The organism is Chryseobacterium hilariae (genome assembly GCF_051400735.1).
GTDB lineage: Bacteria > Bacteroidota > Bacteroidia > Flavobacteriales > Weeksellaceae > Chryseobacterium.
The window spans coordinates 15,070-40,763 of record NZ_JBLFFJ010000005.1; the positions used below are offsets into that span (position 1 = coordinate 15,070).

Annotated in this window: 27 protein-coding genes; 13 read left to right on the forward strand and 14 right to left on the reverse strand. The window is 38.5% G+C overall.

Annotation, left to right across the window (positions count from 1 at the left end):
- Positions 1 to 35 precede the first annotated feature (35 nt).
- Both ACMGDK_RS14865 and ACMGDK_RS14870 read left to right on the forward strand, forming a co-directional pair.
- The gene (locus tag ACMGDK_RS14865; protein ID WP_436808681.1) at positions 36 to 482 is read left to right on the forward strand and encodes a GNAT family N-acetyltransferase; all 447 of its coding nucleotides are present in this window, start codon (positions 36 to 38) and stop codon (positions 480 to 482) included.
- A gap of 117 nt (positions 483 to 599) precedes the next feature.
- On the forward strand, positions 600 to 2,093 hold the full coding sequence (locus ACMGDK_RS14870; RefSeq protein ID WP_436808682.1) for a S8 family peptidase: 1,494 nt from the start codon (positions 600 to 602) through the stop codon (positions 2,091 to 2,093).
- A 200-nt stretch (positions 2,094 to 2,293) separates the two neighbouring features.
- Here the strand turns inward: ACMGDK_RS14870 and ygiD are convergent, their stop codons facing one another.
- Both ygiD and ACMGDK_RS14880 read right to left on the reverse strand, forming a co-directional pair.
- On the reverse strand, positions 2,294 to 3,121 hold the full coding sequence (ygiD, locus tag ACMGDK_RS14875; RefSeq protein ID WP_436808683.1) for a 4,5-DOPA-extradiol-dioxygenase: 828 nt from the start codon (positions 3,119 to 3,121) through the stop codon (positions 2,294 to 2,296).
- Between the two features lie 111 nt (positions 3,122 to 3,232).
- Positions 3,233 to 3,745 carry a YceI family protein gene (locus ACMGDK_RS14880; RefSeq protein ID WP_436808684.1) on the reverse strand — a complete coding sequence of 171 codons (513 nt, stop codon included), beginning with the start codon at positions 3,743 to 3,745 and terminating at the stop codon, positions 3,233 to 3,235.
- A gap of 320 nt (positions 3,746 to 4,065) precedes the next feature.
- Between ACMGDK_RS14880 and ACMGDK_RS14885 the strand changes: the two genes are divergently transcribed.
- Entirely contained in the window at positions 4,066 to 6,207 is a 2,142-nt protein-coding gene (locus ACMGDK_RS14885; RefSeq protein ID WP_436808685.1) for a S9 family peptidase, read from the forward strand.
- Between the two features lie 51 nt (positions 6,208 to 6,258).
- Here ACMGDK_RS14885 and ACMGDK_RS14890 read toward each other — a convergent pair whose 3' ends face one another.
- The gene (locus ACMGDK_RS14890) at positions 6,259 to 6,633 is read right to left on the reverse strand and encodes a hypothetical protein (RefSeq protein WP_436808686.1); all 375 of its coding nucleotides are present in this window, start codon (positions 6,631 to 6,633) and stop codon (positions 6,259 to 6,261) included.
- Positions 6,634 to 6,901: 268 nt separating this feature from the next.
- Between ACMGDK_RS14890 and ACMGDK_RS14895 the strand changes: the two genes are divergently transcribed.
- From ACMGDK_RS14895 to ACMGDK_RS14905, 3 genes are all read left to right on the forward strand, one after another.
- Positions 6,902 to 7,927, forward strand: a complete 1,026-nt coding sequence (locus ACMGDK_RS14895) for an LLM class flavin-dependent oxidoreductase (RefSeq protein ID WP_436808687.1) — start codon at positions 6,902 to 6,904, stop codon at positions 7,925 to 7,927.
- Positions 7,928 to 8,159: 232 nt separating this feature from the next.
- Positions 8,160 to 8,411, forward strand: coding sequence for a VF530 family protein (locus tag ACMGDK_RS14900; protein ID WP_436808688.1), 252 nt, complete (start codon positions 8,160 to 8,162; stop codon positions 8,409 to 8,411).
- A gap of 117 nt (positions 8,412 to 8,528) precedes the next feature.
- Positions 8,529 to 9,029, forward strand: a complete 501-nt coding sequence (locus ACMGDK_RS14905) for an FKBP-type peptidyl-prolyl cis-trans isomerase (protein WP_436808689.1) — start codon at positions 8,529 to 8,531, stop codon at positions 9,027 to 9,029.
- A gap of 40 nt (positions 9,030 to 9,069) precedes the next feature.
- On the opposite strand, the gene ACMGDK_RS14910 is transcribed toward ACMGDK_RS14905, so the two are convergent.
- A complete protein-coding gene (locus tag ACMGDK_RS14910) occupies positions 9,070 to 9,447 on the reverse strand; it encodes a YchJ family protein (RefSeq protein ID WP_436808690.1) in 378 nt (125 codons plus the stop codon).
- A gap of 192 nt (positions 9,448 to 9,639) precedes the next feature.
- Positions 9,640 to 11,781, reverse strand: a complete 2,142-nt coding sequence (locus ACMGDK_RS14915) for a M3 family metallopeptidase (protein ID WP_436808691.1) — start codon at positions 11,779 to 11,781, stop codon at positions 9,640 to 9,642.
- 59 nt (positions 11,782 to 11,840) lie between these two features.
- On the opposite strand from ACMGDK_RS14915, the gene ACMGDK_RS14920 reads away from it, so the two are divergent.
- A complete protein-coding gene (locus ACMGDK_RS14920) occupies positions 11,841 to 12,674 on the forward strand; it encodes a head GIN domain-containing protein (protein ID WP_436808692.1) in 834 nt (277 codons plus the stop codon).
- Between the two features lies 1 nt (position 12,675).
- On the opposite strand, the gene ACMGDK_RS14925 is transcribed toward ACMGDK_RS14920, so the two are convergent.
- From ACMGDK_RS14925 to ACMGDK_RS14945, 5 genes are all read right to left on the reverse strand, one after another.
- Positions 12,676 to 14,562: a monovalent cation:proton antiporter-2 (CPA2) family protein gene (locus ACMGDK_RS14925; protein ID WP_436808693.1), complete on the reverse strand. Its 1,887-nt coding sequence runs from the start codon at positions 14,560 to 14,562 to the stop codon at positions 12,676 to 12,678.
- 3 nt (positions 14,563 to 14,565) lie between these two features.
- The gene (locus ACMGDK_RS14930) at positions 14,566 to 15,087 is read right to left on the reverse strand and encodes an NAD(P)H-dependent oxidoreductase (protein ID WP_436808694.1); all 522 of its coding nucleotides are present in this window, start codon (positions 15,085 to 15,087) and stop codon (positions 14,566 to 14,568) included.
- A 190-nt stretch (positions 15,088 to 15,277) separates the two neighbouring features.
- Positions 15,278 to 16,090, reverse strand: a complete 813-nt coding sequence (locus ACMGDK_RS14935) for a TPM domain-containing protein (RefSeq protein WP_436808695.1) — start codon at positions 16,088 to 16,090, stop codon at positions 15,278 to 15,280.
- Complete coding sequence (locus tag ACMGDK_RS14940; RefSeq protein ID WP_436808696.1) at positions 16,071 to 16,499, reverse strand: TPM domain-containing protein; 429 nt, start codon at positions 16,497 to 16,499, stop codon at positions 16,071 to 16,073. The genes ACMGDK_RS14935 and ACMGDK_RS14940 overlap by 20 nt, the downstream gene beginning before the upstream one ends.
- The gene (locus tag ACMGDK_RS14945; protein ID WP_034703627.1) at positions 16,499 to 17,104 is read right to left on the reverse strand and encodes a LemA family protein; all 606 of its coding nucleotides are present in this window, start codon (positions 17,102 to 17,104) and stop codon (positions 16,499 to 16,501) included. Before ACMGDK_RS14945 ends, ACMGDK_RS14940 begins: the two co-directional genes overlap by 1 nt.
- Positions 17,105 to 17,178: 74 nt before the next feature.
- Here ACMGDK_RS14945 and ACMGDK_RS14950 point away from each other — a divergent pair, with 74 nt between their 5' ends.
- Together ACMGDK_RS14950 and ACMGDK_RS14955 are read left to right on the forward strand one after the other, a co-directional pair.
- Positions 17,179 to 17,673 (forward strand): dihydrofolate reductase, encoded by a 495-nt coding sequence (locus ACMGDK_RS14950; protein WP_436808697.1) that lies wholly within the window; start codon positions 17,179 to 17,181, stop codon positions 17,671 to 17,673.
- Between the two features lie 75 nt (positions 17,674 to 17,748).
- Entirely contained in the window at positions 17,749 to 18,318 is a 570-nt protein-coding gene (locus ACMGDK_RS14955; RefSeq protein WP_307211019.1) for a DUF2892 domain-containing protein, read from the forward strand.
- Positions 18,319 to 18,388: 70 nt separating this feature from the next.
- Here ACMGDK_RS14955 and ACMGDK_RS14960 read toward each other — a convergent pair whose 3' ends face one another.
- The 4 genes from ACMGDK_RS14960 to ACMGDK_RS14975 all read right to left on the reverse strand — a co-directional run bounded on the left by ACMGDK_RS14960 (position 18,389) and on the right by ACMGDK_RS14975 (position 21,044).
- Positions 18,389 to 19,021 carry a trimeric intracellular cation channel family protein gene (locus ACMGDK_RS14960; protein ID WP_436808698.1) on the reverse strand — a complete coding sequence of 211 codons (633 nt, stop codon included), beginning with the start codon at positions 19,019 to 19,021 and terminating at the stop codon, positions 18,389 to 18,391.
- Positions 19,022 to 19,071: 50 nt separating this feature from the next.
- Positions 19,072 to 19,425 carry a four helix bundle protein gene (locus ACMGDK_RS14965; protein ID WP_436808699.1) on the reverse strand — a complete coding sequence of 118 codons (354 nt, stop codon included), beginning with the start codon at positions 19,423 to 19,425 and terminating at the stop codon, positions 19,072 to 19,074.
- 35 nt (positions 19,426 to 19,460) lie between these two features.
- Entirely contained in the window at positions 19,461 to 19,925 is a 465-nt protein-coding gene (gene coaD, locus ACMGDK_RS14970; protein ID WP_436808700.1) for a pantetheine-phosphate adenylyltransferase, read from the reverse strand.
- Positions 19,926 to 20,060: 135 nt separating this feature from the next.
- Positions 20,061 to 21,044, reverse strand: coding sequence for a D-alanine--D-alanine ligase (locus ACMGDK_RS14975; protein WP_436808701.1), 984 nt, complete (start codon positions 21,042 to 21,044; stop codon positions 20,061 to 20,063).
- Positions 21,045 to 21,198: 154 nt separating this feature from the next.
- On the opposite strand from ACMGDK_RS14975, the gene ACMGDK_RS14980 reads away from it, so the two are divergent.
- From ACMGDK_RS14980 to hemW, 4 genes are all read left to right on the forward strand, one after another.
- On the forward strand, positions 21,199 to 22,296 hold the full coding sequence (locus tag ACMGDK_RS14980) for a PASTA domain-containing protein (RefSeq protein ID WP_436808702.1): 1,098 nt from the start codon (positions 21,199 to 21,201) through the stop codon (positions 22,294 to 22,296).
- A 72-nt stretch (positions 22,297 to 22,368) separates the two neighbouring features.
- Positions 22,369 to 23,442, forward strand: coding sequence for an RluA family pseudouridine synthase (locus ACMGDK_RS14985; protein ID WP_223560467.1), 1,074 nt, complete (start codon positions 22,369 to 22,371; stop codon positions 23,440 to 23,442).
- 51 nt (positions 23,443 to 23,493) lie between these two features.
- A complete protein-coding gene (locus ACMGDK_RS14990) occupies positions 23,494 to 24,444 on the forward strand; it encodes a PorP/SprF family type IX secretion system membrane protein (RefSeq protein ID WP_436808703.1) in 951 nt (316 codons plus the stop codon).
- 51 nt (positions 24,445 to 24,495) lie between these two features.
- Positions 24,496 to 25,620, forward strand: coding sequence for a radical SAM family heme chaperone HemW (gene hemW / locus ACMGDK_RS14995; RefSeq protein WP_436808704.1), 1,125 nt, complete (start codon positions 24,496 to 24,498; stop codon positions 25,618 to 25,620).
- The last annotated feature ends 74 nt before the right edge of the window (positions 25,621 to 25,694 follow it).

Sequence of the window (25,694 nt, forward strand, 5' to 3'; positions counted from 1 at the left end):
CTTAAATCATATTAAAGCTTTAAATCAAACAAATAATGACTACCAAAAGAACAGATTCTTCCAATATAGATTTCCAGAATTTAGTCAAACTCCTGGATGCCGATCTTGCTGTACGTGATGGAGAAGATCATGAATTTTATCACCAGTTCAACTCCATTGACATGCTTAAAAATTGTGTGGTAGCTTACTCTGATGATATAGCGGTGGGCTGCGGTGCCTTCAAGCCTTTTTCTGAAGATACTGTAGAAATAAAAAGAATGTATACGGATACAGAAAAAAGAGGGAAGGGTTTTGCTTCCAAAATATTGAATGAGCTGGAAAGCTGGGCTAAAGAAGAAGGATATAAAAAATGTGTGCTGGAAACAGGGATTAAGCAACCTGAAGCTATTGCATTGTATGAAAAATGCGGCTATATAAGGATTCTTAATTACGGGCAATATATTGGTGTTGATAATAGTGTATGCTATGAGAAAATATTGTAAACTTTTCAAAAATTAGAAACAACTATTAATATTCAGATAATACTAAATTCATTTTTTCTAAGCTTTTAAATCACGTCAAAGTGTTATATTGTGGTTCCAAACCATAAAATTAAAACTATGAAAAAAAGAGTATTTTACCTCTTAGCACTGTTCTTTGTTTTGAATTCATGTACCAGAGATGAACTGCAGAACGAAAATCCTGTAATTGAAGCTGTTCAGAAGGATCCTTTGACGGGAAAGCAGATCAATGCAGAAATTAACAGCACGATCAAGAATACCGGATCTTTCAATTGGAAAAATGCTTCAGATCATCTGCTTTGGAGTGCGATTTTGAGAGGAAACAGAATGGTATCCATCGGATTTGGCTCTTCAAAGAATGATTTTGACAGAAGCCTTTCTCCTGACAACAAAGCAATGGAAGCAGAAATTTTAGATCTGATCCAGCAATATGAAGGTGTTGAGCAGAAGAGATTTTTGATTTCTTCCGATCAGTATCTTAATCAGATGGATGTTGTCATAGACAAAGAAGAAACCATTACAGCGTTAAGAAAGATGAAAAATATCCGATATGTGGAGCCGGGAGATTATCATTATTTTGAAATAGAAAACAGTCTTAATCCCAATGCAAAATCCAGCAGTGGTTCATCGGGATGCGGATTTGAATCAACGGCTTTAAATGTTGCAGATTATTCCACCACCACTCCCAATGCCAAGGTACCATGGGCATTTACGAAGCATAATATTCCAAATGCATGGAGCTACAGTACCGGAGCAGGAGTTACCATAGGACTTATTGATACCGGAGTTTCCCCCGAACAGACATTGCTGGGAAGCAGTTTTAATACGGGAGCATCTTCCGGAAGAACAATCAGTAAATTTGGATCATATGTCAACGGATCCACTAAAGACGGTCCGGCTGACCAATGCGGACACGGAACGAAGATGGCCTCTGTGATGGCGGCACCAAAAAATAATGCAGGACTGCCTGTAGGAGTTGCCTACAACGCGAATCTCATCACTTACCGTGCGGCCTCCAATGTGGTGCTGGAAACTTCCAGCGAACAAAACGGAGTAAAAACAGCATTTACGGATCTGGCTAATAATACCAGTGTAAAGATCATTTCCATGTCGATGGGACATATTTTCTCGGTAGGAAAGATCGAAGACGGGGTAAAGTATGCTTATTCAAGAGGAAAGCTGATCTTCTGTGCGGGAGGAACTTCTACCAGTTTTACCAATTTTGTGGGCGTTATTTTTCCGGCAAGCATGTCTGAAACACAGGCTGTAACCGGAGTAAAAGAAGGAACTTCCAACCAGAAATGTGATGTCTGCCATTCAGGCAGCCAGATTGATTTTACTTTCCAGATGGAAAGAGCCAACGGGAATACCGTTCCGGTTCTAAGTTATTATAACAATCAGGCAGATTATGTGGGCGGTTCATCAGTAGCAACGGCTGCTACAGCCGGAATTGCCGCTCTTGTCTGGGCTAAAAACCCTTCATGGACACGAGATCAGGTACTCAATAAAATGAGACAGTCTGCCACGTATTATCCAACGGTGAATTCAAGCTACGGCTATGGAAACATCAATGTCCTGGCAGCTGTACAATAATTGTTTTAAGTAAAAAGATCAGGGAATATCTCGGTCTCCCAGCTGGTTATCAATCAGAATATATTTTCAATTCTTTGAAAATCACCTTCGTTGATGAGCTGTCCGGATTGGTGATATTCCCTTTTTTTAATCTCAATATTGTCGTCAATTGCAAAAAGAGCTGCAGGAAGAGTTCTTAGTGATAAAAACTGTGAAATAGCTTATCCTATCCTTACACTGGTCATGCTTAATGATCCACCAATCAGTTCATCATTAAATAAAGACAGACTTTCAGCCTGATCTTTTAAGCCTAATGTATAGATCAACGGAAGATAATGATCCGGTGTAGGAACTGCATATTGAAGAAATGTTCCCTGTTTCTGATAATTTATAATATTCTGGAAATTTCCGTTCAGAAGCCAGTTATTTGTCTTTTCTCTGGCTTCCACAGCCCAATCCCAGCCGGCGCCTACCGTATCGATATTTTTCCAGTCGATCAGGCGAAGGTTATGCACAATATTTCCGCTTCCGATGATCAGGATTCCTTTTTCACGAAGCTTATTCAGCCTTTGGGCAAGATCAAAATGATACTGCGGAGGCTTGGTATAATCTATGCTCAGCTGGATCACAGGAATATCAGCATCCGGATACATATGTTTAATCACCGACCATGCGCCGTGATCTAATCCCCAATTATGATCTTCCTCTACCAAAACAGGTGATAAAAGTTCAGCTGTTTTTTTTGCCAGTTCCGGATTTCCCGGAGCAGGATACTCTACATCAAATAAAGCTTTTGGAAAACCTCCAAAATCATGGATCGTTCTTGGCATATCCATCGCAGTAACATAAGTACCCTGTGTATACCAATGTGCAGAAATACACAGTATGGCATTAGGTTTAGGAATCTCCTGCGCTGCTTTCCTGAATCCCTGTACAAACTGGTTTTCTTCAATAGCATTCATCGGCGAGCCATGCCCGAGGAATAAAACGGGCATTCTTTGGGTATTTCCAAAATTGGCGCTGATATTTTGCAGATCATTAAGATTCATAAGTTGAAAGTATTAAAAAAGGTCCAAGGCTTTTAGAAAAATCCCTGAACCTTTTTATGTTTTAACTGGTTTAGATATTTTTGAAGAGACTATCCAAAACTCATTTTTATATTATGCCTGTTTTACAAACTGTAATTCTCCGGCAATTTTCACTTCGTCGCTTACCATTACACCTCCTGCTTCAAGAGCTGCATTCCAGTTCAGTCCGAAATCTTTTCTGTTGATCTTGCCTTCAAAAGAAAAGCCTGCTTTCGTATTTCCCCACGGGTCAACATTGATTCCTCCGAAGTCAACATCTAAAGTAATTGGTTTTGTAATACCGTTTACCGTAAGGTTTCCTGTTACTTTATCATTTAAAGCCTGAGATTCGAATGTAATGGAAGGATATTCTTCTGCATTGAAAAATTCTGCGGATTTTAAGTGGTTGTCTCTGTCTGTGTTATTGGTGAATACAGAATCAGTCTGGATGGTAGCCGTTGTTTTAGCGTTGCTAAAAGTATCATCTTCAGCTTCAATTTCAGCATTGAACGTTCTGAAGTTTCCTTTAATATTAGAAATCATCATGTGTTTTACTTTAAAAGTAATTTCACTATGCGTTGGGTCTAGGTTCCATTTTGTTGCCATTGTATTGTATTTTTTGTTTGTTATTAATACTGCAAATGTAGGACGGAGAACATATATAAGTCATTGACTTAGGTTAAGAAATGAAATAACTCTAATTTTATGTCAATAGTCAAATAGTCAATTTGCTTCGCAAGTAAATAGTGGATTATGGCAGATATAAAAATTCACTATTGACACTTCACCATTCACTCTAATTCTCCTACCATTAAGTTAAGAATTTATTTTTATCAATGCATTAATCCTGTTTTATGAATGTTTTATTTAACATTTATTAACGGATGACTTTTATTTCTTATTTTTGATGGATTCAATTTTATACGATGAAATTACATAGATTTTCTTTATTGATGCTGGTTTTGGGTAGTTCTGCAATCGCGCAGACCCAAAAATTTACAATGGCGGAGGCTGTAAATGGACTGAGAACGAATCTTGCCGTGAAAAATATTTCCCAGTTTTCATGGGCTGCGGATGGTAAATCTTATATCCAGGCTGTGAAAGGCGGTTATCTGATCACCGATCTTAAGACCAGTAAGCAGGATACTTTAGTGTCTTTGACTCAGCTGAACAAAACATTCTCTGATGCTAAACTGAAGGCTGTCCCACAGATTAAGTTTACCAGCGGTTCAAACGGTTATTTTAATTCAAACGACAAAATGTTCTGGATCGAAAAATCAGGAAACGACTGGAAAGTAAAAACGTCTGCTGCAGTCGATGAGAACGCTTCCAATATGAAAATGTTCGGAGATAACCAGACTTTTGCCTTCACCGTAAAGAATAATTTATATGTCAGCAAAAATGGTAAAACAATAGCTGTAACCAATGATTCTGATGAAAATATCATCAACGGAGGAGCAGCAGTTCACCGGAATGAATTCGGAATTGATACAGGAATTTTCCCTGCACCGAATTCAGAAGCTGTAGCGTTTTACAGAATGGATCAGACGATGGTAGCAGATTACCCTGTTATTGACTGGTCTGTAACTCCGGCTGTAAACCACAACATCAAATATCCGATGGCAGGGCAGAAATCCCACGAAGTTACTTTGGGAGTCTATAATATCAAAAATCAGTCAACCACTTTTCTGAAAATTGAAGGCGAAAAAGATCAGTATTTAACAGCTGTTACGTGGAGCCCGGATTCAAGATATATTTTTGTAGGCGTTCTGAACCGTGGGCAGAATCATTTAAAAATGAACCAGTACGACGCAGCTACAGGAAATTTAATCAAAACTTTATTTGAAGAAACCAGCGATAAATATGTTGAGCCTCAACATCCGCTTACTTTCTTCCCGAATTCCAATACAGACTTTATCTGGCAGAGCCAGAGAACAGGATACAATCATCTGTTCCACTATAGCCTGGAAAAAGGATTGGTTGCCCAGATCACCAAAGGAGACTGGCTGGTAACAGATATTTTAGGTTTTAATGAAAAGAAAAAGGAGATTTATTTCACTTCTACCAAAGAAACACCTCTTGAAAAGCATTTATATAAGATCAATTGGACGAATTTTAAAATGCAGCGGATGGACGATGCGTCAGGTGTACACACAGGAATCCTGAGCAGCGACGGAAATTATCTTTATGATACCTATACTAATGCAGGTACACCAAGGTCTGTGAATATTATCAATACCAATACTGCTAAGTCAACCAACATTCTTACAGCAGAAAATACGCTGAAAAATTATCAGAGACCTGAAATTAAAAATGTAGAACTAAAAGCTGATGACGGGACGCCACTTTACGGAAAGATCATTCTCCCGACAGATTTTGACGCCAATAAAAAATATCCGGTAATTGTTTATCTGTACAACGGCCCACATCTTCAGCTGGTGACCAATACTTTTCCGGCATCAGGAAACCTTTGGTACGAATACATGGCTCAAAACGGATATATTATTTTCACAATGGACGGAAGAGGTTCTGCCAACCGTGGAATGAAATTTGAGCAGGCTGTTTTCAGAAACCTGGGAACAACGGAGATGAACGATCAGATGAAAGGGGTAGACTATTTAAAGTCTCTTCCTTATGTAGACTCTCAGAGAATGGGGATTCATGGATGGAGTTTTGGTGGATTTATGACGACAAGCTTCATGCTTCGCCATCCTGATGTTTTCAAAGTGGGTGTTGCCGGAGGTCCGGTAATCGACTGGAAAATGTACGAGATCATGTATGGTGAAAGATATATGGATACACCGCAGGAAAATCCTCAGGGATATGCTACCGCTAATCTGTTGGATAAAGTTCAGAATTTAAAAGGAAAATTACTGATGATCCACGGTGCACAGGACGATGTGGTAGTGTGGCAGCATTCCATTAAATTTATTAAGGCTGCAGTAGATAACGGAGTTCAGCTGGATTACTTTGCCTATCCGGGACATCCGCATAACGTAATCGGGAAAGACAGAGTCCACCTGATGCAGAAGATTACAGACTACTTTGATCAGAATCTTAAAAAATAATAATAAAAAATCCAGCCACCTTGGCTGGATTTTTTATTAAAGATAATCTCCTTAGATTTTTTTATAAGTCAAAGAAATCTTATTTCCTTTGTTTACGAGAGAAATTGTTCTTTTGTTTGCATCGAAATAATCAACCTTGAATTTTGTTACATTCTTTCCAGCTGTTATATTCAAAATCTGCACATCATTTTCCTTCGTTAGTTCCCACTTTCCTTTATTGGTTTTCCCTCCGATAATTGCTTCAAAACTTGAATCTTCTTTAAAATTCTGAAATACCGTATCACTCCCAAAGGTAGATTTTATATCCTTCGGTTGGTCGTTAATCTGAGCCTCAACTAGTTGCCATTTGCCTATTAATTCTTTTGAAGTTTGGGCTTTAAATATGCCGGCTAAAGAAAGGCATACAATTAAAATGTACTTTTTCATTATTTGATTTTTTTAATTACGAGACAAATATACAATTAATTTTCATTTACAAACGCGTAAGTCGTTGATAATTAATAATTTAAATAATTTAAATTGAATGATATGAATTGTTATTGAAAATCTGAAAAAAAGCAGGATTATTTTTTTTCTTCCATGATATTTTGTTGATTTTTTAATTTCTGGAAATAGAGCCATGATCGGATCTTAACAAACATCAACGTTTCTAATGTTTCATAATGGTAATTTTGTATATCTAAAATCTGAAAATATGGAATTAGGAATAGGAATGTTTGGTGATCTGGCTTTTGATCAGGCAACCGGAAAATATAGAGATGCAGGAGTGAAGATCCGTGAAATACTGGATCAGGTAAAATTGATGGATGAGGTAGGAATTGATGTTTTTGCGATGGGAGAGCATCACCGTCCGGATTATGCAGTTTCGTCACCGGAAATGATACTGGCAGCAGCAGCAAGTATCACTAAAAATATAAAGCTGGCAAGTGGTGTTACGGTTTTGAGTTCTTCAGAACCGGTAAAAGTATATGAAGATTTTTCAACATTAGATTTGATATCAGACGGAAGAGCTGAAATATTTGTAGGAAGAGGGAGCTTTATTGAATCTTTTCCGCTTTACGGCTATTCTCTGAATGATTACGAAGAGCTTTTTGATGAGAAATTAGAATTGCTGCTAAAGATCAATTCAGAGGAAAATGTAACCTGGTCAGGAAAGCTCCGTGCACCGATGCAGAACCAGACTGTTTATCCAAGAGCAAAAAACGACGGAAAGCTGTCTATCTGGAGAGCGGTAGGCGGAACTCCACAATCTGTTTTAAGCGCTGCAAAATTAGGAATGCCTTTAGTGGTAGCTATCATTGGAGGAATGCCGGTACAGTTTAAGAATCTGGTAGAGTTTTATAAACAGGAATATCAAAAAGCAGGACACGATGTATCCGAAATGCAGATTGCCATTCATTCGCACACCTTTGTAAGTAATGATCAGGCTGTTGTGGACGGGTATTTCAATAACTATAAATCTCAGATGGACAGAATCGGGGCAACCAGAGGCTGGGCTCCTTATACCAAAATGCAGTATGATGGCGGAAGAGCACGAGAAGGTGCTTTATTTATTGGAAGCCCCACAGAAGTTGCGGATAAAATTGCTTACATGAAAGAAATTTTCGGAATTACAAGATTCATCGGTCATATGGATATCGGTGATCCTGCTCACGATATTATGATGAAATCCATTGAACTGTTCGGTGAAAATGTAAAACCGGTTATTCAGGATCTATAAATTATAAAAAGACCTCCGCTGATTGTTTTGCGGAGGTTTATTTTATAACCGGTGAAGAATCATTTACTGAAAGAAATTGCTGTCTTTTTTATTATTAAAATGTAAAAAAAGAAGGTGGAAATATTTGAAATAATTGCGATTGAATTTACTGTTTTCTGATAAGCAGTTTCCGAGATACAAGGTGAGATTTCCATATCAACATATAATATTCTACTTTTACAAAAAAATAACAATGCAGGAACAGTCCAAAGATCCTTTACACGGAAAAAGACTCGATGCCATTCTTGAAGAACTGATAGAATACTACGAAGGCTTCGAGAAGCTTGGCGAGCAGATCAACATCAAATGTTTTACAGATAACCCGAGTATTAATTCCTCTCTGAAATTTTTAAGAAAAACAGATTGGGCCAGAGCCAAGGTAGAAAGCCTGTATCTCTATGTATTGAGACAGAAAAAAAGAAACGAAACAAAGCACGGGAAGTGATAAGGTATACTGTATTGAGATTTTTGTTTTTAAATATCTTTCTCACAGTCAATCATTTCAAAAATAGTATATTTGTGCTGTTAATCGTGAAAAAATATCACGAAAAAAAGAAAAAATATGACAATTGAAAACAACCATGTTGTAGCAGTAAGTTACATACTTCACACGATCGAAGAAGATGGAAGTAAGATTCTTGTAGAAGAAACAACAGCAGAAAATCCTCTTACATTTTTATATGGGGTAGGAAGAATGATTCCAAAGTTTGAGCAAAATATCCTGGGTTTGAAAGCCGGTGATAAAGCTGCTTTTATCATTCAGGCAGAAGAAGCCTACGGAGAAAAAGATCCAAACTCAATCGTGCAGTTGCCTATCGATATGTTTCAGGAATCAGGAACGCCGCCTTTGGGAGCTATTCTGCCTTTGTCTGATGGTCAGGGAAATAATTTCCAGGCATTCGTATTAGAGGTAACACCTGAAGCAGTAATAGCAGACCTTAACCATCCAATGGCTGGGAAAGTGTTAGATTTCCAGGTAGAAATTATAAATACACGTCCTGCGACAGAAGAAGAACTGGCTCACGGTCACGCTCATGGAGCTGACGGAACAGAAGCTCACTAAACTATAATAAATGTCCGGATTTTTTCGGACATTTTTTTATTTATTCTAAAAACTCCCCGCTTACATAAAACCATCGGTTTTGAATCATTTTGAATTTTGATAATTCATGATGGATTTGCTTGTGGCCCTCTTCATCAGTATAAAAGGCCTTAAACTCAACTTTGCTGGAAGAAGGTTTATCTATAATTTCCAGTTTTGTCCACTCATTAATTTCTCCCCATTCCTGCAGATCTTCTGTATTGTGAAATTTTCTTTTGGCCGGATATGTAGTTTCCATCAGGTATTTTCCGTTCGGAATCGCAAATGCAGAAAAGCGGGAACGCATCAGTGCTTCTGCAGTAGGGGCATGTTTTTCTCCGCTGTGGTAAGGCTGGCAGCATTCTTCGTACGATTTTCCTGAACAGCAGGGACAATCCATATTTAATTTATTTTTGAACCACAAAAATAAAGATTTTATTGATAGAACCGGCCTTAGCCCATGACATAAGGAACATCTCAAAAACTAATTTATTCAGTAAAAATGGGTTTAAGCCCATTTAAATAAGATATACAATCATTCCACGGCTTCAGCAAAAAAAGAAGCACCCAATCGGATGCTTCTCTATACAAATTATTTTATAAAACCTCTGTTTCTTAATAAAGGCTTGATATCCGGATCATGACCTGTGAAATCTCTGAATGCCTGATTAAGATCTACAGAATTTCCTACAGAAAGAATATATTTTCTGAAACGATCACCGTTTTCCCTTGTCAGTCCTCCGTTGTTTTTAATCCATTCCCATGCATCATTATCAAGGGTTTCAGACCATAGATAAGCATAATATCCTGCCGAATATCCGCCACCCCAGATATGAGCAAAATAAGGAGTATGGTATCTCGGTGGAACGGTAGCTAAAGTGAACCCGTGGCTGGCTAATGACTGTTTTTCAAAATCAAGAACCTCAATAAGCTGGCTTTCATTGGTTACAGTATGCCAGTCCATATCCAGAGCTGCGGCAGAAACAAGTTCTGTTGTCATATATCCCTGGTTGAAAGTAGATGCTTTTTTAATTTTTTCAACTAAAGCCTGGGGAATCGGCTGTTTTGTTTCATAGTGGATTGCATAATTTTTTAAAACAACAGGATCTAAAGCCCAGTGCTCATTAATCTGAGACGGGAATTCCACAAAATCTCTAGGAACACTTGTTCCTGAAAGTGATGGGTATTTCTGGCTTGCAAACATCCCGTGAATGGAATGTCCAAACTCATGGAACATTGTAGAAACATCATCGTAGCTAATCAGTGATGCCTTTCCAGGAGCCGGTTTCTGATAATTATAGCAGTTTACGATTACAGGTTTTGTTCCTAAAAGATAAGACTGCTCAACAAAATTACTCATCCATGCACCTCCGTTTTTAGAATCTCTGGTATAGAAATCAAGATAATAGATTGCGATAGATTTTCCATCGTGGTCAAAAACTTCATAGGTTACCACATCAGGATGGTAAACCGGAAGATCAGTTCTTTTTTTGAAAGTAAGTCCAAAGAATTTTTCAGCAGCATAAAAAACACCTTTTTCCAGAACAGTAGTCACTTCAAAGTAAGGCTTGATCTGGTTCTCATCAAGATCATATTTCGCTTTTCTTACCTGCTCGGCATAAAAATTCCAGTCCCATGGTTCTACTTTGAAACCACCTTTCTGCTGATCGATCAGATCCTGAATATCTTTTGCTTCACGTTTTGCCGTTTCCACTGCGGGAGTGGCGATCTGGTTCATCAGCTTGGTGGCTGCCTCAGGTGTTTTAGCCATCTGGTCCTGGAGCTTCCATTCAGCAAAGCTTTTCTTGCCTAAGGTCTGAGCTTTTTTAAGTCTCAGTTTAGCTAATTTTTCAATAGTTTCACGGGTGTCGTTTCCGTCGCCTTTTTCAGCTCTGAGCCAAGACGCTTTGAACAGTTTTTCTCTTGTAGTTCTGTTTTTCAGATTCTGAAGAAGAGGCTGCTGCGTAGTATTTTGCAACGCAAGAAGATATTTTCCCGGCTGTCCTGCAGTTTTAGCATCAGTGGCTGCAGCTTCAATCTCGTCGGCAGAAAGCCCGTCAAGTTCTTTAGCATCAGAGAAAAATACACCTCCCTGCTTTCTTGCTTCCAATAATTTATTGGCATATTGCGTAGAAAGTGAAGCCAATTCCTGGTTGATCTGCTTTAATTTTTCCTTATCAGCAGAAGAAAGATTTGCTCCTGCAATTTCAAAATTTTGTTTGTAAAACTGTACAAGTCTTTTTCCTTCGGAATCTAAGCCGTCTTCTTTAATGGACTTGATTCTTTTATATAGATTTTCATTCAGGTACATTTTATCAGAATGTGCTGCAAAAATGGGAGCGTATTCCTCATCCAAAGCCTGAAGAGTAGGGTTTGTATTGGCGCTTGTAAGGTTGGAAAATACAATAGTGGCTCTTTTTAAAACCTCGCCGCTTTTTTCAAGAGCTACAATAGTGTTTTCAAAAGTTGGGGCTTCCGGATTGTTGGCGATCTTCAGGATCTCAGCATCGTGCTGTTTTAATCCAAAATCGAAAGCAGGTTTAAAATGTTCATTTTTAATTTTATCGAATTCCGGAGCCTCATATTGAAGCTTGCTTTTCTTCATAAAAGGGTTTGAAGATAAGGATGGATCGGTAACCGGAGCCTCCTGTTGAGTATCGGTTTTCTTCATTGTAGTACAAGATTGATTAAGTGCCAGCGCAGAAATTAACAATACCGATGAAATATTTTTCATAAATTAGTTGTTATTAAAGTATAAAGATATTAAAAACTTAATTTATAAAAGCAGTAAACATGAAATCGACAACTCTTTTTGTATTGTCAGCCTTCGCGCTGATAACCTCATGCAACGAAAAACATGATAGAAGAAACCATGAAAATAATGACCGTAATAATGATAACGGATGGGTAGATAAAGTGATCGACACAGATAATGGTCCGGTCAAAGAGAAAGTATTTAACGGAGATTTTGACGAAATAGAAGTTTCCCAGGCTATTGATGCTGAGATAATTAAATCCGAAACTGAAAAAGTTGTCATTTCTGCTCCGGAAAATATCCTTAATGAAATTCTTGTGGAGAACAGTGGAGGAAAGCTTCATATCCATTATAAGCGTGGCATCAGGGTTATGAACAGTCATAATGTGAAAGCCAAGATTTACACCAAAGATTTTTCTAAACTTGTTGCCAATTCTGCAGCAAGCGTTGCCATAAAAGATAAATTCACACAGGAAAAAATGAATGTTGAAATATCCAGCGCAGCAAGCGTTTCCGGAGATCTGGAAGCCAATGATTTGGATATTTCGGCAGACAGCAGCAGCAGCTTCAGCGGAAAGGTGTGGGCGGTAGATCTTGATGTTGATGCCTCATCAGCAGCAAGCATTACTATTTCAGGAAAAACTAAAAATGCAGATATTACTTCCTCATCAGGCAGTAGTATTTCAGGAAAAGAAGTTATTGCCGATTATGTAAAAGCTGAGGCATCCAGCGGAGCAAGCGCTGAGATCAGTGCTGTTTCCTCACTGCATGCAGAAGCTTCTTCAGGCGGAAGTGTAAATGTTTCTAAAAAGGGCGAGCTTAAAAATGTAACCAAGGAAGAAAGCAGTGGCGGAAGCGTCAGTATTCAATAAATCAATTAGGAATTTCCTCGTCATTTTCTTCATCTACTGACGAGGAATCTTCCCAATTTTTATTGTCAAAATTAAGATTGTCATAAGCCAGTAATTCCTCCTCACGCTGAAGGATTTCTTTTGTGGTGAACAATAGGATCTCGTCATCATCCTTTGCTTTGGCCAGCCTTCTGATAGATGCTTTGTCTATGGCCATAAATCTTTGCCCCATACGCCTTGCCGCATATTTTCTCATGCCGGTTTCATGAAGAACATCTACAGCCATATCTACTGCGGTTCCTAATGTTTCCCTGTAAATGTTTTCAATACCGTTGTTGAGATAATTATAGGCGTCAATTCTATTTTTTGCCCTTACAAAGATCCGCACCTTCGGATAATGTTCCCGGACCAGTTCAGCAATGAATTTATTATCATCAGGATCATCAAGACAGAGAACCAGGATTTCTGCATCTTCAATTCCTGCAGCCCTTAAGATGGGAATTCTTGTAGCGTCTCCGTAATAAACCTTAAAACCATAACTTCTCAACAGTTTTACACGATCGGAATCCCTGTCCAGAACCGTTGCTGAAATTTTATTGGCTTTTAAAAGACGTCCCACCGTGCTTCCAAAATGTCCGAAACCAACAATGATAATCTTCTTCTGAGCTACATTGTTGTCCAGAATGTTAAAATCACTCTGTTCATCAGGAATTTCTTTAATGAATTTAGGGGTAATGAACCGGTCGTTTATCATCAGGAGGATAGGAGTGATGCACATCGTGATCGCAGTAACAGCCATCATTTGTGCATTGAGTTCCGGGCTTAAAAGATAAAGATCCGAAGCATAATTGATCAGGACAAAAGCAAATTCCCCCACCTGGGAAAGAGCAAATGCATAAAATAAACTCTGCGGGGTATCAATCTTAAAAAACTTTCCGATGGCATAGAGAACTACAAATTTTACGGCCAATACTGTAAAAACAGTAGAAAAAATAAACAGAGGATCCTGTTGGATAATATTAAAATTGATCGTAGAGCCTACGCTTACAAAAAATACAGCCAAAAGCAGTCCTTTAAATGGATCGATCTGTGCTTCCAGCTCATGCCGGAATTCACTGTTGGCAAGCATTACCCCGGCCAGGAAAGCTCCCAGAGCCGGCGAAAGTCCTATTACCACCATCAGCTCAGAAACTCCTATCACAAGGAACAGTGACGAGGCAGTAAGCAGTTCCGTCATTCCCGACTTTGAAACATATCTTAAGAAAGGAACAAATACATATCTTCCCAAAAGAATCAGGATAGCAACTCCTAAAATCACTGTACCGGCCTGCAGCCATTCCGGGAGTTTCTGGATCAGAACCTGTATATCATTGTCATGAGCGCTTGCCTTATAGTTGGCAATGATCGGAAGAATAGCTAGAATAGGGATTACGGCAATATCCTGAAACAGAAGGGTAGAGAAAGATGCTTCCCCGGCCATGGTTTTCAGGTTATCCTTTTCCTGTAGAGTCTGCAATACAATTGCTGTGGAAGAAAGAGCAAAACATATTGCAATGGCAACGGCCTTATCTATCCTCCATCCGGCACTGATGAAAACCAGAAAAAGCAGGGAGATGGAAAGCAGCATCTGCGTAAGGCCAAGTCCCATGATTTTCTTACGCATTTCCCAGAATTTCCGGGGTTCCAGCTCTAGTCCCACCAAGAAAAGAAGCATAATCACTCCAAACTCACTGGCGTGCATAATGTCGTTAACATCCTTTCCGGTAAACCTTAGAACATATGGGCCAATGATGATACCTCCTAAAATATACCCGATAACAGAACTCAGCCCAAATTTCCTCGCCAGCGGAACCATAATAATGGCTACACCCAGAAAAATTAATGTATTCATTGCTAAGCTGGACTCCATATGCTATTGGTTAAGTAGTTCTGCAAACTCTTTTTTATGTAAAATAATGTCTTTTTTGCTGAGTTTATTGGCCTCATAAACAATCTTGATATGTTTGATGTCGGCTTTGAAAACTTTTAAGGATACAATCAGTCCGCTGATCAGTTCTTCTACGGTATACTGATAAGTTCCGTTTTTACTGAAAGATCTTTCCTTTCCTCCGGTTGTTATCAGAATATAAATCTCTTTACCTTCCAACGGATTGGTTTTTCCTTCTTTGAGCCAGTCCCTGTCAAAAACCTCATCAATCCATAATCTTAATAAAGGAGGTATTCCGAACCATATCAACGGGAACTGAAAAATAAAGCGGTCATAGTTTTTTAGTCTTTTTCTCTCCCTGAATGCGGCAATATGAAAATCAGGATACTCCTCGTAAAGATCTCTAAGGATAAACTGCTGGTGGCGGACATAGAAATTGATAAGCTCCACATTTGAATTGGAGTGCTCTAAATAGGGATGTGCAAAAACTACCAGCGTCTTTTTCATAATCCTGTTTTTAGTAAATGTAATAAAAAAAAATTGAATAAAAAACAGATTTTGTGAGGCTTTGTTAACTTTTTAATACGAAAGTTTAAACTTAACATTAAAATAAATCAAAGAAATGACCTGGTTTTGATATATTAAATAAAAAATCGGGCACTCAGCCCGATTGTATTGAATTTTGTTATCTTTTAAATTACCATCCGCCTGAGGCGCCACCTCCTCCGAAGCTTCCTCCGCCACCAAAACCGCCAAATCCTCCGCCTCCTCCGGAGCTGCCGCCACCAAAACCGCCGCCACCGAAGCTGCCAGGGAATGGGAAAAACCCGCCGGGATAATTTCTGCGTCCTCTTCTGGTGATGATCACATCGTCGTCGTCATTATTACCACCGCCACGTCCGCCGCCTCTGCCTCCGAAGATAAAGGCCAGAATGATAAAGATGACAAATGCGATAATAAGAATCTTAAAAGCACTTCCATTACCTGAAGGTGCTGAGGTTTCCATAGGTTTGAATTTCCCCTGCACAGCCTCCATGATCGCTGATGTGCCTCGGTTGATGCCTTCATACCATTGCCCCTGCCTGAAATTAGGAGTGACAATGTAATCAAGGATCTGCCCTGCAACAGAAGCTGTAAGGTATTGCTCTACGGCTCTGCCCTGCTGGATAGACATGGTTCTGTCTTCAGTAGCAATCAGGAAAACAACTCCGTTATCCACGCCTTTTTTTCCGATTCCCCATTTTTCTCCGAACATGGTTGCCAGAAAATTCACATCTTCTCCTTTAGTGGAAGGGATAATGACCACTTCAATTTCCGTGGAAGTAGAGTCTGCAAATTTGATCAGCTTATTGTTCAGTTCGTCTTTTTGTTGCTGTGTGAGCAGACCTGCCTCATCAAATACAGGATACAGAACAGCCGGTTTTGGCGGAACCGTGTACTGTGCTGATACAAAAGTGTAAAAGCAGAAGAGTATGAATGAAAATACAGGTTTAAGAGAACGTAATTTCATTAGACAGCTGATTGGGATTTTTTCCTTCTACAGGAAAATATTTTTTTAATTCAAGACCGGTTTCCAGGATGCCGCTTTTTAAAGCTTTATAATAATTTCCTTTGGCAAATTCAGCAGTGATATAGTCGTGAAGGTGATCCCAATACGACTGGTGTACTTTATCATGGATTCCGATGTCACCAATGATGGTCAGATATTTCTGTTCAAAATTGACATGAAAAAGCACGGCGTTTCTGTCGGCGGTTTTATTCATACAGAGTTCTTTGAAAACTTCAAATGCGGTCTGTGCATTCTCTGTTTCCGTGTTCGAGTCAATGTGTACCCTGATCTCGCCTGTAGAATGTTCTTCTGCCGACTGTATGGCTTCCACAAGGGAAGCGATCTGCTGATTTGTCAGAAAACGGCTCATTATTTAAATACTTCTGGTGCTTTTTCTGCACCGGCCTCAGCCTTGAAGAAAGGTTTTTCTTTAAAGTTTGTAAAATTCGCCAGAATATTATTCGGGAATGTTTTAATCGTTGTATTGTAATCTTTGGCCGCATCATTATAATAAACCGTTTCGGTTCTGATGCTGTTTTCTATCGCCGTAAATTCTCTCTGGAAATTAATATACTGCTGGTCCGCTTTCAAATTAGGGTAAGATTCCACTACAGCCATTAACCTGCTTAATGCTCCGGACAATTCTCCCTGTGCAGCCTGGAATTTCGCCATATCAGCTTCCGTCATATTCGTAGGGTCGATGTTGATGGAAGTTGCTTTGGAACGTGCTTCAACCACTTTGGTTAATGTTTCCTGCTCAAATTTAGAATACGATTTAACAGTTCTTTCCAGATTGGGAATAAGATTGGCCCTTTTCTGATAGACGGTTTCTATATTAGACCATTTGGAATTTACGTTCTGTTCTTTCGAAACAAAATTATTATACCCGTTTTTACCCCAGAAGAATATTACACCTACAATGATAAGCAGTGCAATACCGATAGTTCCTGCGCTAAGGCAGCCTTTATTTTTCATAGTTTATTTTTTTTTAATTTTTTGTGCTAATCAAATATACAAATTATGTGCTAATTTTGTAAAAAATTATTAGAATGACAACAATAGTGGTGGCCATGGGAGAGAAGAACGAGATCGGTTTTGAAAATAAATTGCTGTGGCATCTTCCTAAAGACCTGAAACACTTTAAAGATATGACTTCCGGACATCCTGTTATTATGGGAAGAAAAACTTATGAAAGTATAGGAAAACCGTTGCCTAACCGTACCAATATTGTAATTTCCAGAAAGAAGAACTGGTTCGAAGAAGGAATCCTGATCGTAGGAAGCATTAAAGAAGCGGTAAAATTTGCCAAAAAGATTGATGAAGACATCTTCATTATCGGTGGCGGAAATATCTATGAGCAGACTATGGAAATTGTTGATAAATTGGAGGTTACCTTAGTGAAGGCCGATCTTGAAGCCGATACATTCTTTCCAAAGATCAATCCGAAGGTCTGGAAAAAAATAGCAGAGATCTGCCATGAAAAAGATGAAAAAAATCAATATGATTTTTGCTTTCAGACATTTGAACGGATCAAGAGCGAATAGTTATGAAATTCTAACTCCTTACCTCTAGCTTCTAACCTGTAAATTTTCTATCTTTGCACTTTCTAAAACTGAACAATGAATAAGTACATAAAAATTGTAATTGCAGCAGTTCTTATCCTTTTAGGACTTTATATGATGATTTTCACAAGAAGTCTGGGCTGGGGAATTGTAGTATTCCTTCTTGCAGCACTGCCTATTATACTTTTCATCAAGAATGAATATATTCTCCTAGCCTTCTGGCAGCTGAGAAAACAGAATATGGAAAAAGCCGCACAATGGTTAAACGGAATCACCAATTATCAGGCGCAGCTTCATAAATCCCAATATGGATATTTTCACTATTTGCAGGGACTTACCCAGGCTCAGGAGCATCCGGCAAAGGTGGAGCCTTTAATGAAAAAAGCTTTGGAATATGGTCTGAATATGAAGCATGACAGAGCGATGGCAACATTGAATCTTGCAGCAGCAGCCATTTCTAAAGGAAGAAAACAGGAAGGGCAGAAGCTTCTGGATGAGGCTAAAAGATTAGACACTGCAGGAATGATGACGGACCAGATAAAAATGATGAAAGACCAGCTGAAGATGCCTTCCATGCAGAAACACATGCACAATCCGAATATGAGACAGAGAGGAAAATTTTTCTAAGAATAGCATACGAAACTAAAAAAGCACCTGAATTCAGGTGCTTTTTTTATTATATGTGAATACATTACTGCTACATCTCAGAATTCTGATCATACCCATAAAATTTGGGCATTTGCCAGTGATATTTTACAGCGAGAGTTCTGATCGCGACAATGAGGATAATGGTGAATATCTGTATAAATGTATAGGAAAGCGGGATAAACTTAGTCATCAGAAGAAATGCAGATCCTCCGACAATACATGCTGTAGCATAGATCTCTTTCCTGAAAATCAGTGGAATCCTGTTGAGGAGGATATCCCGTATGATCCCTCCGAAACAGCCGGTTATGGTTCCCAGCGCGATACATATCAGGGGATGAATATTTGCATTCAATCCTTTCTGAACTCCGATAATGGTAAATAATCCCAGCCCGAAGCTGTCAAAAATAAATAAGGTTACCTTGAAGTTCTTTTCAATAGACTTGAAGACCATGGCGAAAATACTTGTTCCTAAAATCAGTGCACATGTTAAAAGGTCGTGCATCCAGAAAACAGGAATGTCCAGGAGAAGATCTCTTACAGTTCCTCCGCCTACAGAAGTGACGAATGCAATAATCAGTACCCCGAACGGATCAAGACGTTTCTGCATTGCTGCAAAACTTCCCGACATCGTAAAGGAAATGGTTCCGAGCACCTCTATGGCAAAATTGAACTGTTCGTGCATATATGTATGAGTAATAGGTAATGGGCAATGAGTAATAAAAATTATGCCATTTAAAGTTGGGATAATCTAAACTTATATTTAGTCATAACCTTTACAAGTTCTTCACATTCTGATTTTAAATGAATCATTTTTTCAGGACTTAGGTATTCGAGTTCCTTAATGATCTCAAGCCAAAGTTGAGTTTCATCAATTTCTTCTACAACAATACAGAGCTTGGCAAATTTTTCTTTTTCAGATCTTGCTCTTGAAACAGCTCTGTAGTTTGCAGCTACTGAAGTAGAAGATCTTATAATTTGCTTTCTTATGACCGAAACATCATCTGAATAAGGTAATGATGAAAAAGATTTAATCACAAGAATGGAAAAATTTTTAGTTCTTTCCCGAAAAACTTGATTGTAATCCATATTTCCCAAATTACTCATTACCTATTACACATTACTTATCGTTCTACCCTGACGGCTTCCGGAACCAATAATTCATATTCTCCGTTATGGTTGATGATCTCCCTTACAATGCTGCTGCTGATGAAAGACTTTCCGGATGAGGTTAATAAGAATACGGTTTCCAGTTTTTTATGGGCTAAAGTTCTGTTAGTGTGGGCTATTGCTTTTTCAAATTCAAAATCGGCGGGATTTCTTAAGCCTCTCAGGATGTATTGTGCATCTTTTTCAAAGCAGTAATCTACTGTTAGTCCTTCAAAAAAGTCAACTTCCACATTGGGAAATTCAGCGACGGAATTTTGAATAAATTCCATTCTTTTTTCCAGGGGAAACATATATTTTTTTTGGGAGTTCTGTCCGATCGCAATAATCAGTTTGTCAAAAAGCGGAGCCGCTCTTTCAATAATATCATAATGTCCCAGGGTAATAGGATCAAATGATCCGGGGAAAACAGCAATTTTCATGTTTTACGTGTTATGATGAGTTATGGTTTGCGAGTTACTGGTTAGGTCGTGAGTTTCGGAGTAGAGGGTTTTAGTGTACTGTTACCTCTATCTCCTGTCTTCAATCATTCTCTAACCTCTGATTTCTAACTTCTATTATTTATTCAATGCTTTTTCTACTTCGTTTCCGCAAAGATCTGTGATGGATATTCCGTAAATTTTTGCCTGCTGAGGAAGAATGCTGGCAGGGGAGAACCCCGGATTGGTATTCATTTCAAGCATATAAGGAATACCGTCCATAAGAATGAACTCACTTCTTGAAAAACCGCTCATGCCAAGGGAATTGTAAGCCCTTTTTGAAATTTCCTCTACTCTGATTCTGGTTGCATCGTCAATTCTTGCAGGGGTAATTTCTTCAGAAGCTCCTTCATATTTGGCCTCATAATCGAAGAATTCATTGGTCGGTACGATTTCGGTGATTCCTAAAACGATGGTTTCACCTTTGAAATCTATGACGCCTACAGAAACTTCCATTCCGTCCAGGAAGCTTTCAATCAGGATCTCATCATCTTCGTTGAATGCAATTTCAGTTGCGGCAATTAATTCTGACTTTTCCTTTACTTTCGAGATTCCCAGAGATGATCCGGACTGGTTGGGCTTAACGAAAACCGGAAGACCAAGAGTTTCAACGATTTCGTCTGTATTGATGTCTTCTCCTTTTCTTAAATAAATGCTTTTAGCAGAAGGAATTCCATATTTTGACAAGACAGCTAATGTATCTTTTTTATTAAAGGTTAAGGCGCTTTGATAGAAATCACAACCGGTATATTTCTGCCCTATAGCATCCCAATAAGCCTGAAGGATCCCGTTTTCACCCGGAGTTCCGTGGATAATGTTGAAACAGGCATCGAATTTCAGTTTTTCATTACTATCTAATGTCACCGAAAAATCTCCGCGGTTGATTTCATATTTTTGATCATTTTCTCCTAAAAAATACCATTCATCTTTAAGGATGACCACTTTATATACATCATATAGATTTCTGTCCAGAGAATCGTAGATCAACTGACCGCTTTTTAAGGAAACCACATATTCATCCGAATAGCCTCCCATGACAACGGCAACACTTTTTTTGCTCATAACCATTATAGTATCAATTAGGGCAAATTTAATCATTTTATGTAATGCAATAAGGGAAATTCAGAAATTTTAAAATTGAAATGAATTGTGTTAAATAAAAGTACATTTAAAATTATTAGCTATATTTGCCGTTATAATTAAAGTATTTTTAAGTATGCTTAAATCACTTTTCAATTGGAAAGTTTTACTGAATTTAGCAGTAGCCATCGGTATTTTTGTGGGGTTAGTGTGGCTTACTTTCCGCTGGCTGGAATACCATACCAACCACGGTCAGGAAATTCCTGTGCCCAATGTCATTAACAAATCGGTTTATGATGCCGTAAAAATATTAGAGGATACCGGGCTGGAATATGAAGTAGACAGTGCTGAGTACAATCCTAAATATAAACCTTTCCAGGTTTTGAAAATGCACCCTCTATCAAGTTCTCGTGTAAAACCGGGATCGCTGGTAAGAATTGTAGTTAATCCCAGAACATGGGCTCCTATTACGATTCCTGATGTGATCAATAAATATTCAGGACTGGCTTTCCAGAGACTGGATCAGGTGGGTCTTAAAATAGGTGATACTATCTATGAACCGAGTATTCAGAAAGATGCTCTTTTAAGAGTATTATATAAAGGTAATGCAGTCAATCCGGGATCACGTCTTCCGAGATTCTCCGTGATTGATGTTGTAGTAGGCTCAGGTCCTATGAGAAATATTTCAATTCCTAGTGTGGTAGGTCTTTCCGTAAAAGAAGCCAAAGCGGTTATCGCAAAAAGTTTATTCGAAGTAGGTCTGGTAGAACACGAAGATGGAAGTAAAGATGAATCTGATATTATTTATTACCAGGATCCGGCTTCCGGAGATGTAAGGGACCAGGGAATGCAGATTGACCTTTGGGCAAGTAAGAGAACACCTGCTGAGCTTAGAGCTAAAGTAGAACAGCTGAACTCTATTTACCGAATGAAAGTAGATACATCACTGCCTCCGGTACATTATGATGAAGTTCCTAGCTATCCGGAACCAAGCTATGATCCACCTGTAGTGCCTGTACCCAAAAAAGAAACTCCTAAACCTGAACCGGCAAAGACTGAACCAGCCAAAACCGGTACAGCTACCGGAGCCAAGACATCAGGAACGGTAACAGAAAAACCTAAATCCACTGCAACAAGCAGCCAGGGTTCGGGAAGTAAGCCGGCAACAACGACAGGAAATGCAACACAGCAGCCGGTCCAAAAGCCAAAGGCTAAAAAAGTAGTGGTAGAATAATCACGGTTTATTATATAAAATATAGGCTTCAACTGCAAAATGTTGAGGCCTTTTGCGTAAAAAAATAAAATAATGGCAGAAGATAACGAAGACTTTTTAGATGAAGAATTATTGGATTCCGACAGTTTGGAGAACATCGATATTGATGAGGAAAATAAAGGACTGTATGAGCATCTTAATATCAAAGTCGATAAAAACCAGGAGCCGTTAAGAATTGATAAGTTCTTATTAATATACAGACAAAACTCTTCACGGAATAAAATTTCACAGACCTGCAGAGCCGGAAATGTGGTTGTAAACGGAGCTCCGGTAAAACAAAATTACCGTGTGAAGCCCGGTGACCAGATTTCGGTGCTTCTTGCCCATCCGCCGAGGGAAAATGTGATCATTCCTCAGGATATTCCTGTAAATATTATTTATGAAGATGATGATCTGGTAGTAGTAGATAAGGAACCGGGGATGGTGGTGCATCCTGGTCATGGAAACTGGGACAAAACATTGGTAAATGCATTGGCTTTCCATTTTGAAAAGAGCGGGGAGAAATCTGATCTGGACAGAGTGGGGCTTGTCCACAGGATTGATAAAGATACCTCCGGCCTTTTGGTGATCGCAAAAAACGAATATGCATTGAGCTTTTTAGCGAAACAGTTTTTTAACAGAACTACAAAAAGATTATACTGGGCATTTGTCTGGGGAAACCCTCAGGAAGATGAGGGTACAATAAGAGGCCATATCGGGAGGCATCCCAAAAACAGGATGCAGATGTCCGTTTATGAGGATGGAAGCCACGGAAAGCACGCCGTGACACATTATAAAGTTTTAGAGCGATTTAAATATATGACCTGGGTAGAATGTAAACTTGAAACAGGAAGAACGCATCAGATCCGGGCTCATTTCAAACATATTGGCCATACTTTGTTTAATGACGAAAGATATGAAGGGCATACGCCTCTCAGAGGAGTGAATCTGCCTAAGTATAAGCAGTTTATAAAAAATGTTTTTGAAATTCTTCCTAGACATGCACTCCATGCCCATACTTTAGGGTTTATACATCCAACCACTAAAAAGGAATTATATTTTGAGAGCCCAATGCCCAAAGATATGGCGGATGCCGTAAAAAAATGGAGAAATTATTTAGAAAACTAAAAATATATTGAGAATTTTTTTATATTTGTTGAATTGAAATCAAGATTTGTTATGAGAAAACTATATGCTATCGTATGTTTAGCTCTTTTGTCAAATGCATACAAAGCACAAGAATCACTACCATACTATCAGCAATATCTTTTGGATGGTGAATTCCTGTTCAACCCAGCTCAGTACGGAAAGACCGATTACGTGCAGCTTAATGCCAATTACCACAAACAATTTGACAAGTTCAGCGATTCTCCAAATACGCAGTCTATAGGAATCAACGGGAACATTTTCGACAGAGTGGGAGCAGGGCTCTCTATTTTCAGAGACAGCAATGGCCCTATTTCTGCAGGCGGTATTACAGCGGGAGCTTCATACTTTATTCCACTAAGTAGTGAGGGAGACAGAAAAGACCAGTTCTCTTTCGGTACCAGTGTTTCATTTTATAATATGAACTTCGACTATACTTCAGTGAACGTTGAAGATGGTTACGATCCTTTGTTGATCGGAAAAGAAGGAAATATTTTTATGGCTTATGCCAACTTCGGTGCAGCAGCTACCTATAGAAATATCTTTGCAGGAATCTCTGTAAATGATATCGCATTAAGTAATGATAAGGCTATCGTAAACGGAATTGAGCCTTCACCAATTAAATTCTTCTTAAACTTAGGATATGACTGGCATTTTGCTGACAATATCTTCGTAACGCCATCAGCGTTGATCAACCTGAATACCAATTCAACAAGAATGATCGACTATAACCTAATGGCTACTTTCTTTAATGACATCAATTCATTCTCTGCCGGGGTAAGCTACAGAACGGTACAGAACAGATTTGACAGCCAGCAGCTTCAGGTTGCACCGGTTGTTAAAGTAAGATTTAATAAATTCATGATCGGAGCAACCTACAACATTGGAATGTCTGATATCCAGACCTATGGAGGAAACAGCTTTATGATCAGCTTAGGTTATAACTTTGATAACTTTATTAATCATAGAGGATATAGATATTAATCTGATTTAATTTAAATAAATTTGAGCTCTGAAATTTTCAGGGCTTTTTTTATGATATATATTCACATCCCCTTCTGCAAACAGAAATGCAGCTACTGCAATTTTCACTTTTCTACCTCTTTAAATTTTAAAGATGAAATGATCCGTGCGATGAAGACCGAAATCAGGCTTAGAAAAGACGAGCTGCAGACTAAAAGTTTAAAATCCCTGTATTTTGGAGGCGGAACACCGTCTATTCTTTCAGCAGATGAAATCAATTCTCTAATCGATGAAGTCCTGAAATACTTCAGTTTTGACAATGATATTGAAGTTACCCTTGAAGCCAATCCCGATGATTTGGACAAAAGTTTTTTAAAGCAGCTTGCCCAATCTCCGGTCAACAGGCTTTCTATTGGTACCCAAAGCTTTTTTGAGGAAGATCTGAAACTGATGAACCGTGCACATAATGCTTCCGAAGCAGAAGATTCGATTAAAAGAGCACAGGATTTCGGGTTTGAAAACTTAAGCATCGATCTGATTTATGGCTCACCGACTTCTAATCTGGAGATCTGGAAAGAGAATTTAAGGAAAACAATTGCCCTTGAAGTACCTCATATTTCTTCCTACGCCCTTACTGTTGAACCCAAAACAGCTTTAGAAAACTGGATTTCGAAAGGAAAAGTTGCCAGTCCTAGAGAAGAAGAACAGAATGAAGAGTTCTATTATCTGTCAGATTTCTTAAAAAATAACGGTTTTGAACATTATGAAGTTTCTAATTTTGCGAAACCGGGCTTTTATTCAAGGCATAATTCTGCCTATTGGAAGTACAAAGAATATCTTGGAATCGGTCCTTCCGCACATTCTTACAACGGATTTGATGTCAGAAGCTGGAACGTGGCCAATAATCAGCAGTATATTAAAAAACTTCATGCCGGAATTCTGGCCAAAGAAGAAGAGCTGCTTTCACAGCATGATCAGTTCAATGAAATGATTATGATTGGTCTCAGGACAATTTGGGGAGTAGATCTTGAAAGCCTGAGGAATAAATTCAATGATAAGATTCTTGAACATTTCCAAAATGAGATAAAATCTAAAATGGAAGAAGGTATTTTAATCACTGAAAACAATCATTTGAAAATCCCGGAAAAACATTGGTTTATGGCGGATGGAATTGCTTCGGATTTATTTATAGTATAAGTAAAACATTCTTAAACATATTTTGATTATGTTTAAGAATGATAATGTTAGCTGATTTTAAATTAAATTAGTAT